Annotated in this window: 9 protein-coding genes; 7 read left to right on the forward strand and 2 right to left on the reverse strand. The window is 40.9% G+C overall.

The annotated features are described in order from the left end of the window. The first annotated feature begins 361 nt into the window (after window positions 1–361). The 3 genes from QZ019_RS00320 to ilvA all read left to right on the forward strand — a co-directional run bounded on the left by QZ019_RS00320 (window position 362) and on the right by ilvA (window position 4,769). Window positions 362–1,297 (forward strand): branched-chain amino acid transaminase, encoded by a 936-nt coding sequence (locus tag QZ019_RS00320; RefSeq protein WP_009142722.1) that lies wholly within the window; start codon window positions 362–364, stop codon window positions 1,295–1,297. Window positions 1,298–1,387: 90 nt separating this feature from the next. Continuing rightward, window positions 1,388–3,235, forward strand: coding sequence for a dihydroxy-acid dehydratase (gene ilvD / locus QZ019_RS00325; RefSeq protein WP_295481496.1), 1,848 nt, complete (start codon window positions 1,388–1,390; stop codon window positions 3,233–3,235). A 1-nt stretch (window position 3,236) separates the two neighbouring features. Then, window positions 3,237–4,769, forward strand: coding sequence for a threonine ammonia-lyase, biosynthetic (gene ilvA, locus QZ019_RS00330; RefSeq protein ID WP_009142724.1), 1,533 nt, complete (start codon window positions 3,237–3,239; stop codon window positions 4,767–4,769). Between the two features lie 42 nt (window positions 4,770–4,811). Here ilvA and QZ019_RS00335 read toward each other — a convergent pair whose 3' ends face one another. Next, window positions 4,812–5,975 carry a heme biosynthesis HemY N-terminal domain-containing protein gene (locus QZ019_RS00335; RefSeq protein ID WP_295481498.1) on the reverse strand — a complete coding sequence of 388 codons (1,164 nt, stop codon included), beginning with the start codon at window positions 5,973–5,975 and terminating at the stop codon, window positions 4,812–4,814. After that, complete coding sequence (locus QZ019_RS00340) at window positions 5,972–7,423, reverse strand: uroporphyrinogen-III C-methyltransferase (RefSeq protein ID WP_295481500.1); 1,452 nt, start codon at window positions 7,421–7,423, stop codon at window positions 5,972–5,974. The genes QZ019_RS00335 and QZ019_RS00340 overlap by 4 nt, the downstream gene beginning before the upstream one ends. Window positions 7,424–7,584: 161 nt before the next feature. On the opposite strand from QZ019_RS00340, the gene QZ019_RS00345 reads away from it, so the two are divergent. The 4 genes from QZ019_RS00345 to QZ019_RS00360 all read left to right on the forward strand — a co-directional run. Then, window positions 7,585–10,068 (forward strand): class I adenylate cyclase, encoded by a 2,484-nt coding sequence (locus QZ019_RS00345; protein ID WP_295481502.1) that lies wholly within the window; start codon window positions 7,585–7,587, stop codon window positions 10,066–10,068. An 84-nt stretch (window positions 10,069–10,152) separates the two neighbouring features. After that, window positions 10,153–10,371, forward strand: coding sequence for a lipoprotein (locus QZ019_RS00350; protein WP_281756910.1), 219 nt, complete (start codon window positions 10,153–10,155; stop codon window positions 10,369–10,371). Between the two features lies 1 nt (window position 10,372). After that, complete coding sequence (gene lysA / locus QZ019_RS00355; protein WP_295481505.1) at window positions 10,373–11,623, forward strand: diaminopimelate decarboxylase; 1,251 nt, start codon at window positions 10,373–10,375, stop codon at window positions 11,621–11,623. Between the two features lie 246 nt (window positions 11,624–11,869). Further along, a partial coding sequence (locus tag QZ019_RS00360) for an AAA family ATPase (protein WP_295481507.1) occupies window positions 11,870–12,819 on the forward strand: 950 nt, incomplete at its 3' end.

Below are 12,819 nucleotides of genomic sequence, written 5' to 3' on the forward strand. Positions count from 1 at the left end.
ATTTTAATGCAATATTGATCTTTTGATGCCTTCTTTTGATGCAAAAATTTCATAAAAAAGATGTGTTTTTTACAGATTAAAGCGAATAACTATTTGAATTTAATAGATAAATAGTAATAGACTCATACAGATCGAAAATCAATCATCTTATGTGTTTTTTTTTAGATCGATCGGCTTTATTTTGCTGTGATAGAATCAAAAACAAGCAGTTGCCGCAGGCTAAAAGCTAAACGGCAAAATCAGAGTCACTGCATAAAAAGGATGCAAGGACCCTTTGATTTTTTATACCGGTAACCTCCGACTTAAAAAATCACGAATTCAAAAAGTTATTAAATAAAAGAAATTAAGTAAGGTAAATAAAATGGGCAATACCGCTACTACAAAGTATATTTGGTTTAACGGAGAAATGGTTCCTTGGGAGAACGCTAATGTTCATGTAATGACTCATGCTTTACACTACGGTTCTTCCGTATTTGAAGGTATTCGTGCATACGAGACTCCGAACGGCACCTGCATTTTCCGTTTAAAAGAGCACATCGATCGCCTGTTTAATTCTTCAAAGATTTATCGTTTTGATATTCCTTTTACTAAAGAAGAAGTAATGGACGCCTGCTGCAAGATCATGACTGAAAACAATCTTCCGTCAGGTTATATCCGTCCGCTCGTATTTATTGGCAACGTCGGCTTAGGCGTAAGAGTTCCTGACGGTGCTAAAGCTCAGGTTATGGTAGGAGCTATCCCTTGGGGTGCTTATCTTGGTGAGGAAGGCTTAAAGAAAGGCGTTAAAGTCGGTGTTTCTTCATGGCGCCGTTTAGCTCCTGATACTATTCCTACAGAAGCAAAGGCTGCCGGCAACTATCTGTCTTCAATTCTTATTGCCAATGAGTGTGCTCAAAACGGTTACGATGAAGCAGTTGCTTTGGATGTCAACGGTTATGTTTCAGAAGGCTCCGGCGAAAATATCTTTATCATTAAAGACGGCGTTCTCTATACCGCTCCGTATACCTGCGGTCTGCTTCCTGGTATTACCCGCTTGTCTATCATTACTTTAGCTAAGGAAGTCTTAGGCCTTGAGGTAAGAGAGCAGCGCATTCCTCGTGAAATGGTTTATCTTGCCGATGAAATGTTCTTCTCCGGTACCGCAGCTGAAATCACCCCGATTGCCAGCGTTGACGGTATCCCTGTCGGCTGCGGTTATCGCGGACCTTTGACTGAAAAGATTCAGAAGCTGTTCTTTGACGTCGTTCAGGGTCGTGTTGAAGATAAATGGGGTTGGTTGACTCCGGTTAAGAAGTAATTTTTATTTGCTTTAAAAGATCTCAACAAAAGCCCGCTTATCTCATTTCGTGCGGGCTTTTTTGTCAAAAATAATAAAAAGGAAAATATCATGCCTAAATACCGTTCAAGCGTTACTTATGAAGGAAAAATAATGGCCGGTGCCCGTGCTTTGTGGAGAGCTACCGGTGTTAAAGCTGAAGATTTCGGCAAGCCGATTATTGCAGTTGCCAATTCCTTCACTCAATTTGTGCCGGGACATGTGCACTTACATGATATCGGACAGCTTGTAGTTGAAGAAATCGAAAAAGCAGGCGGTATCGCTAAAGAATTTAATACTATTGCCGTTGACGACGGTATCGCCATGGGCCATACCGGTATGCTTTATTCTTTGCCTTCACGCGATATCATTGCCGACAGTGTTGAATATATGGTGAACGCTCATAAAGCCGATGCTTTAGTCTGCATTTCAAATTGCGATAAAGTAACTCCCGGTATGCTTATGGCCGCCATGCGTCTTAATATTCCGGTGATTTTCGTGTCCGGAGGCCCGATGGAGGCAGGCCGCAGCAAGGTTATTGACCATAAGCTTGATTTGATTGACGCAATGATCATTTCTGCAGAGCCTGATGTGACAGATGAAACCGTAAAGGAAGTTGAGGAAGTAAGCTGCCCGACTTGCGGTTCCTGCTCAGGTATGTTTACCGCCAATTCCATGAACTGCCTGACCGAGGCTTTAGGTTTGGCATTGCCTGGTAACGGCAGCTTGGTCGCTACCCATAAATTGCGCCGCGAGCTCTTTGTCAAAGCTGCACAGCGTATTGTTGAGATGGCAAAGGCTTATTATGAGCATGATGACGAGTCGGTTTTACCGCGCAATATCGCTAATCGTCAAGCTTTTGAAAATGCTATGACCATGGACATCGCTATGGGCGGCTCCACTAATACCGTATTGCATTTGCTTGCCGTAGCTCAAGAAGGCGGAATCGATTTTACTATGAACGATATCGATCGTTTGTCCCGTCATGTCCGTCATTTATGCAAAGTAGCTCCGTCTACCACTAAATATCATATGGAAGATGTTCATAGAGCCGGCGGCGTAATGGGCATTTTAGGTGAGCTTTTAAGAAAAGATTTGATTAACCCTGAATGCAAGACCGTTCTCGGTATGACCATGGCAGAGGAAATCAAGCATTATGACGTCACAACTACCGACGATCCTAAGGTCCTTGATTTTTATAAAGCCGCACCTGCAGGAGTAAAGAGCCTTAAGGCATTTTCTCAGGATTGTCGTTATGACAGCCTTGATTTAGACAGAAAAGAAGGCTGCATCCGCGATTATGATCATGCATATTCAACAGACGGCGGTCTTGCTGTTCTGTATGGAAATCTGGCGGAAAACGGCTGTATCGTTAAGACTGCCGGTGTTGATTCTTCAATTTTGAAATTTGTAGGTCCTGCCAGAATCTTTGAATCTCAGGAAGACGCCGTTGACGGTATTTTGCACGGAAAAGTTAAAGCCGGCGATGTCGTGATTGTCCGTTATGAAGGACCTCACGGCGGTCCCGGTATGCAGGAAATGTTGTATCCGACTTCCTATATTAAGTCAGTAGGCCTTGGCAAGAAGTGTGCTTTAATCACTGACGGCAGATTCTCCGGCGGATCTTCGGGATTGTCTATAGGTCACGTCTCCCCTGAAGCTGCAAACGGCGGCAATATCGGTTTGCTTGAAGAAAACGATTTAATTGAAATCGATATTCCGAATCGTTCGATAAGAATGTGCGTTGATGACGAGACTTTAAAAGCTCGCCGTGAAGAGATGGAAAAACGCGGTCCTAAGGCTTGGAAGCCGGTAAAACGTGATCGCGAAGTATCGTTTGCGTTAAAGGCATATGCAGCTATGGCATCAAGCGCAGATAAAGGCGGTGTTCGCGATCGTTCTAAGATCGAGGCCTTATAGTATGGCTAAAAAATTATTAACCGATCAGGAATATTTACATAAGATTCTGTTATCACGCATTTACGAGGTGGCGCGAGTCACCCCGTTGCATAAGCTTGATAAATTATCAGAGCGTTTGGGCGTGAATATTTTGTTAAAGCGAGAGGATTATCAGAAAATTCATTCTTTTAAAATCCGCGGTGCTTATAACAAAATGTTAAATCTCACTCCCGAACAGTTAAAGCACGGTGTGGTGGCAGCTTCTGCAGGAAATCACGCTCAGGGTGTTGCGGTCTCAGCCGGAAAACTTCAAACTCGTGCCGTGATTGTCATGCCTACATCTACACCTGATTTAAAAGTGGATGCGGTAAGGCGCTTGGGCGGAGAGGTAGTGCTGTTCGGTGAGTCTTTTAATGAGGCTTACGAACATGCCAAAGAGCTGGCTCAAAATGAAGGATTGACTCTGATCCCTCCGTATGACGATCCTGATGTTATCGCAGGACAAGGAACTATAGCTCATGAGCTGTTAGGCCAGTGTTCTGACATTAATACGATTTTCGTCCAGATAGGGGGCGGCGGCTTAGCTGCTGGCATTGCCGTATATATTAAGGCGCTTATCCCTTCCATTCGGGTGGTCGGGGTAGAAGCTGAAGGCAGTGCCTGCATGAAAGCGGCAATTGAACGCGGTAAACCGTGCGATATCGGTTTTGTTTCGCATTTTGCCGACGGCGTGGCCGTAAGCAAAGCAGGAGATGAGACTTTCCGTCTTTGCAAACAGTACGTAGATGAAATCATTACTTGTTCAAATGATGAAATCTGTGCTGCGATGAAAGATATTTTCGATGATACCCGTGCCATTGCCGAACCGTCAGGTGCTTTGGCTCTTGCCGGTCTTAAAAAGTATGTTCGTGAGAATGAATGTGAAAATAAAGGCAATTACATTGCAGTTCTTTCGGGAGCAAACGTTAAGTTCCATACTTTGCGTATGGTTGCCGAGCGCTGCGATGTGGGCGAGATGGCTGAAGGAATTTTATCAGTTGAGATCCCTGAGGAAAAAGGTTCGTTCCTTAATTTCTGCAAAGCCTTAGGCGATCGTCACGTAACGGAGTTCAGTTACCGCTATTCCCATAAAAATCGTGCTCGTGTCTTTGCATCCGTAGAGCTTACTAACGGTAAGCAAGAGTTGGACAGTATTTCTGCATCATTAAAAAAGCAGGGATATCTGGTGACCAATCTTACCGATGACGCTATAGCCAAAGATCACGTACGTTATATGGTCGGCGGACATCCTACCTTAGAGCTTGACGAAAAGCTGTTTTTATTTGAGTTCCCAAATTCAAAGGAAGCCTTGATAAGGTTCTTGAATGCTCTTGGCAATATGTTCAGCATTACGCTTTTCCATTTCCGTATTTCCGGTTTGGAATTTTGCAGCGTTTTGTGCGGATTCAACGTTGCCCAGGATCAAAGCAAGAATCTGGATGATTTTATTAAGAAAGTAAATTATCCTGCTGTTGAAGTAACGGGAAATACTGCTTATCAACAGTTTTTACGCTGATATAAAAAGAGGGCTGAGGCCCTCTTTTTATAGCTGAGATTGTTAGCAGCAGCGCATAAAATATTGACTTGCCTTTTCAAATAATCTTAATTTGCTGTAAATCAATGCAAGGCGATAGCAAATATCTGCATCTTCTTTTATTTGCATCGCTGCCAAAAGATGTTCACAGGCTTTTTCGTTAAGATTTTCATTACTCTCAAGCTGAGCTAAGGCTTTTAGCATAGAGCATTTAGCCTCATCGTCAGCGGCATGCATCTCAAGCCTTTTACCTACAGCTTCTCTGACTTTTGGCAGAGCTGACTGTAAATTGCTTATAGCTTTATACAGTTCAGGCTCATCTTGATTGTGACTTAAAAGATCACAGGCAAGCTTGTTAACGGCATTAGTGTCTTTAAACTCATCAATCTTCAATAAAAGCTGCGTATTTATAGGCAGAATATATCTGACTTTTTTAGGCAGTAATTTTCTTAATGCTAAAGCTTCATTGGTTTTAGTTAATAACGCAAGTTTTTGCGTGAAAGCTGCGGTATAGATATTATTAGCTTCATGATCGTCAATGATTTTGTCAGAGATGAGACGGGGAGCCATTTCCGCAAGCCCTTCAAAGTCATTTTCATTTTTTAAGCTTTGATAGCTTATTTTAGAAATGAAAGACGAGTCTTTAAGCTTTAACGGCTGCAGCGTCTCAAGTGCGGCTTCGACATTTCCAAGTTTGAAATTCATCTTGGCTCTGACGATTGCAACTGCAACTTTTGCATGCGGATCGCTTTTCTCAATCTCATCCAGAATAGCAGTGGTTTTTGCATAATCTCCCAGTTCAAAAGCAGCATCTGCTGCAATGAACTTAGTAAAGGTAGGGATTTGAGCTTTTTTAGGAGCTTTATTGAATAAAGCTAAAGTACGTTTGAAATCTCCTTCTTCGTAGGCGATAAACGCATTGTTTTGCCATGTTATTTGTTTCTTGTCGGCACGGCGCTTTAACATCAGCGAGGCTCCGTGCGGCAGGTGCATCACGGACAAAACAAAATTGACGGCAAAATAGAAAATGATAAAAGCAATTACGGTCAATACGGTACCGGTAACTACCGACATCTCTATAATATAGTCGTTTGTCGCAATATGTATGTATCCTTGCGAATCTGCTAAGTACGGACCGATAAAGATTGCAGCGCAGGTTACAAGGAGCGCAATGCAGATTTTAATCATTGCTGTTCTCCTCTGTTTACGACATCAATAGGCTCTAAAATTCGCTCTTTGGCAAATTTATTAAATAAAGCACTGCTGCTAAGTACGGTCGGAGTATCCAGATCTACACTCTTTTGTAAGAGCTCATTAATATCGTTGATAACAGTCTTGGTGACTTGATGATCATTATCAAAGTAGGCTTTGACTAAAGATAACGCGTCGTTAAGGTTAAAAGCGTAGTCTTGTGCATCAGAGTAATTAAGATCAGCTTTTGCAAGTAGAATTCTGGTCTTAATATTTTCTCTAAGATAGGCCTCCTGGGTAGGCGATAAGAAAGCATCGGTTTCTTTTGGATCTTTACGCCTTACTTCAATAAAGCGGGAAGAAAACTCTTTTGCTGAATTCAGGATATTATCTTTCCAATTTAAGATACTGTCCGTAGGAGTGGTTTCTTTCTGGAAGGCATCTTTACGCATGTCTGCATCGGAAAAGCCTTTTAAGACCAGATTATCAATGTTTTTATAAACCTCATTAAGAGCGATATTGATGCCGTAACGATCAATGGGCTTTAAGTTTGAAAGCGTCGTAATATCAGCATTTATCGCTTCTCTTATTGCAATGACATCAGTATCTTCAATATCGGCGATAAGCAGGTTGGCATTATTTAAGAACCATAAGGCAGCTTTTACGTCTTTGTCAAAAACCGCCTTCTGCATGGCGTTATTGACGAGGAAGAAGCATTCGGCAAGGCGCCAATCATCAGGATTCTGTGTTTCATAACGCTTGAGTCTTGCTGATAATGAAGCAATATTTGAGGCGTTGGTCTTATTGGCACTTTCGATTCCGGTCAATTTGCCGTCCAATCCCTTATACGAATTTAACGCATCCTCAAGCTCGCCGTTGCGCATTAAAAGCAGATTGATTTGCTCAGAAGCCTGACTTAAGGATTGAGCCGAGTCTTGAAGCTGGTTTTTAACGTTTAAAATCTCCTGCTGATTTGCTTCAAGCATATCATCTTTTGCCTGCAGCACATCGGTAGTTTTTACTGAGTAAATGGCAAAAGCGGCAAGACCGATAAAGATCACGACGCTAAGTGATGTCAGAATAAAATTACTTCCTTTTAAAGATTTAATTTTCTTGTTTAAATCACTTAGTTGCTTTGCCTGATCATAATAAGGATCACTGTAGGTGTTTACAGGATCGGCGCCTTTTTGGCTTTTTTGCTCCTGATTCTCATCTTTTTGCGGCATTTCTGCTTCTTTTGCTTTTTGATCTTCAGTGCTTGCCTTGGCAACTGCTTCTTCTTGAGCACGCAAGCTTTGTGCCTTATCCTCAATATCCTGCATTTCCTGTTCTAAATTTTTTATGTCATCTGCTGCAGCTTTAAGAGATGCCTCTTTGGCCGGCTCTTCTTTTTTATTGATGACATCATTGTTTTTGTTTTGGCCTTTATCTGTTGTCTTCGCCATAAGAAACCTTAATCTTTGCAAAAATTTATCTGAATCCTAATTTTACCATTTTACGGGATTTGATAAAAAATCCTTGTATCTATTATTGTTAGATCTTGTGATCTGTATTTACCGTCACATTTTTAGTGGGTAAAATATTTTCTTAGCCGAGGAAAAAATGTATGACAGACGTCTTTGATAAAGAATTACCGCTAAGGTTAAAGCGATATCTTGATCTGAATCGAGAACGTCTTGTTCGCGCCCAATCGGTAATGACGGTAAAAGCTCGGAAATTTTTGTCTTTAATCCCTTTATTTTTAAATTATAACGATCCTCATCTTCCCGGATTTAAGCATAATGACGTGCCGTGCGGCATTGACGGATTTGCTCTTGATGATTTTCATAAAGACTGGTTAAAATCTCGGCTTTCCCCTGAAGAATTATTGGAAAAACCTAAGAAAAATGAAATTTTGGCGCTATATGCCATGGGCAGTACTTCTTCAATAGGTCAGGGCGTTAATTCCGATTTGGATATTTGGGTATGCGTAGGTCATGATATAAGTCCGCAAAGAATTTCCTTACTTAATGAAAAATGCCGTTTTTTGTCTGCTTTTGCGCATGGATGCGGTGTTGACCTGAACCTCTTTGTTACTCTTGATAATCGTTTTACTCAAGGTTCATCCGATTCTCTTGACTCTGACAACTGCGGCAGTGCGCAGAATCTGTTTTTATTAGATGAGTTTTACCGTACGGCGTTTCGTATTTGCGGGCGCAATATTATTTGGTTTTTAATCGCGACGAAAGAAGAAACCGATGACTATGCTTTTTATGTTAACAAGGCATTAAATCATCCGTGCATAAAAAAAGAAGAATGGTTTGATTTCGGAACAATAGTCAACAGTTCGCCCGGTGAGTATTTCGGATCGGGATTATGGCTTTTGTATAAAGGTATTGATTCTCCTTTTAAGGCAGCAATAAAGATTTTGCTGATGGAAGCATACAGTAATGATTACCCGCAGACCGATCTTTTATCTTCTAAATTAAAAGATTATGTTTTAAGTCATGACGGATACGGAATAGAGCTTGATGCTTATTATCTTATGTATGAAAAGGTCAGTGATTATCTTAATAGTATCGGGGATGTCAAACGGCTGAAGCTTTTAAGGGTATGTTTCTTTCTAAAGATTTATTCGGGACTTGACGGACTGTCTGACGGTACGGCTTTATCCTACAGGCGCAAATTGCTTGATAAACTCTTGTCCGATTGGCAGATGGATAAGGATTTTATCAAACAAATAATAAACCGCGATGCCTGGAAGTTTTCTTTTGTCAGTCGTTTTTATCAAAGTCTTTATTATTCATTGTTGGAAAGCTACCGTGCGCTGCTGCGCTTTTCCGTAAGACACGGAATTGAGTATGCCATTACTTCCGATGATGCCGGTATTTTGTCGCGTAAGCTTTATGCCGCGTTTGATCGTTACCCGGGTAAGATTTTATTGTTCAATTCCGATTTGACTTTATCTATTAAAGAGCGTTATTTAACTTTTATAAGACCGACCAAGAATTCCTTGTGCAAGAAGGGATGGCACCTTTATTCTTCAGCTCCCGACGATATCGGAATTTTAGCTTCATCTCCTATCATCGTGGGATCAAGTTTGGTAGAAGTCGTTGCATGGGCTTGTTTTAACGGAATATTAACCCGTTTGACTACAATTTATACCGCAGGTCAGGTCGGTATCGTAAGCAGCAGCAGAGTTAAGCAGCTTGCATCTGATATTACGGCACTAAAGAGCAGCTTGTTATCTCCTATTTCTGATTTGGATTTGCAGCGTCCCCGCTCTTTTAAAGAGTGCCTCGTCGTATTAAATTTTGAGGACGATCCTACTTTAATGAGGGATATAGAATCAGCTGATTTAGATTACGGCTCATCCTTGTGCTGCGGACGTGAAAGATTATGTCTTGTAGGATCTATTGATCTTTTGATGTTAAATTCCTGGGGGGAGGCCTGCGCTATTTCTTTTCCGTCAGGTGAGGACGGAGTTATTCAGCTTATTTCCTCTTTGGTAAGAGTATCCCGCAATGCTGAATTTGCAGATGCAGGAAAGCTTTTAAGCAGCATAAAAATCAGTTCTTATGCAAGTTCAAGAGGAGATCTTATCCGTTATGATCTGCAGTCTCTTTTACGTCAAGTGTTCTTGAAAATGGGAACAGGCGAGGAGCTTTCCTTTAAAATTGGTCGTAATACCTTTTTAGCACGAGATGATAAGGATCGCGGAATTATTATTAACCGCTTAAGTTATTTGGGTTCAGAATCCGAAAATATTTCGGTTTTATCCCCTTACAGCATGCGCCCTGAGTTTGCGCTTCAGGTTCCGGGAATTGTTGAGTGCTATGCTACTTTGGGGGTCATGCAGTACTTTTTTGCTCCTTTGGTTGAGGGATGGGAAATTTTTATCGTAAATGAACGCAATGAAGTTGAAATTTACAATCATTATGTAGGGTCGCGGGCAACATTAGTAAATGCCATAAATCGTTTTTATACCCGTCAAAGTGAGGGCAGTTCCACTTCATCGGTGCATTTTAATCTACCGCAGTATTTTGTTTTAAGTCCTGATCTTAAAGCTATTCATCCTTTTACAATTAAAGGACAGCCGGATCCTGATTAGTGATCATTTTTAGTACAAATTCTCTTTACAATATGCTTTCGTGATACTCTTAGTGCATCTTATTGGATCAAGAGGATCAACATCATGAAATTCAGCGCCGTGCTTAGCCTATTTATTTTATGTGCTGTATCAGGATGCGGACTGAAATACGATTTGTATCTGCCGGAACCGGAGACGGTACAGACTGTTGATGCTAAAGGAAACAGTGCCGAGCAAGGGCAGCTTACTTTGTTTGACAGTTCTGCTGCAGCAGAAGATAACACCGGTTCTCAAACATCTGAAGAAATAACAGCGGAAGAATAAAATGGATTTTTTCAATTATAAAAATAATGAACTTTATGCCGAAGATTTGGCCGTTACGGATTTAGCCGATCAATACGGATCGCCGTTGTATATCTACTCAAAAGCTACTTTAGTAAGACACATGAATGCTTTTAAAGAAGCATTGGCAAAAAAGAGACATTTAATCTGCTACGCGGTAAAAGCCAACAGTTCTTTGTCGATTTTAGCCTTAATGGCGTCTTTAGGTGCCGGATTTGATGTGGTCTCGGAAGGTGAATTAAGACGCGTGATTAAAGCCGGGGGAGATCCTAAAAAAGTAGTATTTTCAGGTGTAGGAAAGACAACTCATGAAATCGCTTTTGCTCTTGAGCAGGGAATTGATTGCTTTAATATCGAGTCTGTTCCTGAAATTAACGCAATTTCGTCCGTTGCAAAAAGTCTTGGCAAAAAAGCCAGAGTATCCGTACGCGTAAACCCTAACGTAGATGCAAAAACTCATCCGTCGATTTCTACCGGTCTTAAATCAAATAAATTCGGTATCGCCTACGATGAGGCTTTAGCCGTTTACCGCCAGATGGCAGCAGATCCGAATCTTGAAATTTGTGGAATCGATTGCCATATCGGATCGCAAATGACTTCGGGAGCTCCTATTCTGGAAGCAACAGAGCGCCTTCTTGACTTATACAAAGAGCTTACCGAATGCGGTATTAAGATTGATCATATTGATATCGGCGGAGGTCTCGGCGTCACTTACGGAGATGAAACCCCGCCGTCTCCTTATGAGTACATGTCGGCGGTGATTAACCGGTTAAAGGATCTGGATATCTCAATTTATGTAGAGCCGGGACGCGCTATGGTGGCAAATGCCGGAATTTTAGTCACTAAAGCTCTTTATCTAAAAAAAGGATCTGTCAAAAATTTCTGCATCGTTGATGCCGGAATGAATGATTTGATACGTCCTGCTTTATATAACTCATGGATGAATATTGTTGAAGTTAAAAAGCATCAAGATGCAGAAGTTGATTTGTATGATGTTGTCGGTCCCGTATGCGAAAGTGATGATTTTTTAGGCAAGGAAAGAAAACTTGCCGTTGCTGCAGGTGAGTATTTAGCCGTGCGCGGTGCCGGAGCTTACGGTTCTTCTATGTCATCAAACTATAATTCGCGTCCTTTATGCTCTGAGATCTTGGTTGATAAGGATAAAGCTTATGTTATCCGCAAACGCCAGGATTTTTCCCAGATGTGGGAAAATGAGAGCATTGAGGGGGTTTAAATTTTTGCAGATCCGTAAGCTTTGTCTTAAGGATCTGCTAATCTGTTTTTTTGTTATACGGCAATGTTGATTTTGCAAGGTTTTTAGTTGGTTAATTTAAATAGATAATTGAGTTCTAGCGGCAGATATAAAAGGTATTTTATTAAGAAAATAAGCAGTACTATCACGATGTGTTGCAGGAAAAATTTCCTGTTGGAGTTATGTTAAACTTACTTTTGACTATTTAACATATTTGTGAAATTTAATATGCCGGATCTTACTAAACTGCCTTTAAGCATTACTTCATTTAGCGATTTTGCTGCAAATTCCCTGATTTATGTGGATAAAACGGATTTAGTGGCTAAGCTTGCCTGTTTTAGAAATCCATTTTTTTTATCCCGTCCGCGCAGATTCGGCAAGTCAACCTTGGTTAGCACTTTTCATGAGTTGTTCTCAAACGGTCTTGATAAATTTCAAGGCCTTAAAATTGTCGCTGACAACTTATGGAATGATAAAACTTATAACGTAATTCATATTGATTTTTCCCAAATTAAAGAGAATACCGAAAACCGTCCGTTTGAAGCTAAGTTTTATCTGCTTTTACAGTCGGCATTTAAAGCTGCTGATTTAACGACAGAAGAAAATAAAGATGTCATTGCAGCCTTTTCCGCTACGATAGGAAAAGCAGACAATGGTACTTTGGTATTGCTTATCGATGAGTATGATGCTCCTTTAACTGCGGTAATGGGGGATAAAAAAGAGTTTGAAGCAAGGAGAGCGCTGTTTTCCGAATTTTTCTCCACGATAAAAGCCTATGCGGGCAAATTCAGGTTTATTTTCATCACGGGCGTGACGCGTTATTCCAATACTTCAATATTCTCTGCCTTTAATAATATTGAAGACATCAGCTTTAATCCTACTTATGGTGCTATTGTCGGTTACACTCAAGAAGAGCTTGAGCATTATTTTAAAGATTATCTTGAAAATGCGGTAATGGAGCTTAACGAGGATTTAGGCGAAGAAAAATATACGTACGGCTCTTTAATCGAAGCGCTTAAATTAAATTATGACGGTTATTCATTTGACCGCAGATGCAGGCACCATGTCTATAATCCGTGGTCGATATTAAACTTCTTAAAAAATCCCCAGGAAGGTTTTCAAGCTTATTGGCTTGAGACGGGAGGGGCCAAGCCGTCGCTTTTGGTAAATTATCTAAA

This window comes from uncultured Succinatimonas sp., assembly GCF_905203285.1.
Lineage (GTDB): Bacteria > Pseudomonadota > Gammaproteobacteria > Enterobacterales > Succinivibrionaceae > Succinatimonas.

What these genes read in the sequence shown, in the direction of transcription:
- QZ019_RS00335 (WP_295481498.1), bottom strand. Translation starts at nt 5,975, where the DNA reads ATGATTAAAATCTGCATTGCGCTCCTTGTAACCTGCGCTGCAATCTTT.
- QZ019_RS00320 (WP_009142722.1), top strand. Translation starts at nt 362, where the DNA reads ATGGGCAATACCGCTACTACAAAGTATATTTGGTTTAACGGAGAAATG.
- lysA (WP_295481505.1), top strand. Translation starts at nt 10,373, where the DNA reads ATGGATTTTTTCAATTATAAAAATAATGAACTTTATGCCGAAGATTTG.
- QZ019_RS00345 (WP_295481502.1), top strand. Translation starts at nt 7,585, where the DNA reads ATGACAGACGTCTTTGATAAAGAATTACCGCTAAGGTTAAAGCGATAT.
- QZ019_RS00340 (WP_295481500.1), bottom strand. Translation starts at nt 7,423, where the DNA reads ATGGCGAAGACAACAGATAAAGGCCAAAACAAAAACAATGATGTCATC.
- QZ019_RS00350 (WP_281756910.1), top strand. Translation starts at nt 10,153, where the DNA reads ATGAAATTCAGCGCCGTGCTTAGCCTATTTATTTTATGTGCTGTATCA.
- ilvD (WP_295481496.1), top strand. Translation starts at nt 1,388, where the DNA reads ATGCCTAAATACCGTTCAAGCGTTACTTATGAAGGAAAAATAATGGCC.
- ilvA (WP_009142724.1), top strand. Translation starts at nt 3,237, where the DNA reads ATGGCTAAAAAATTATTAACCGATCAGGAATATTTACATAAGATTCTG.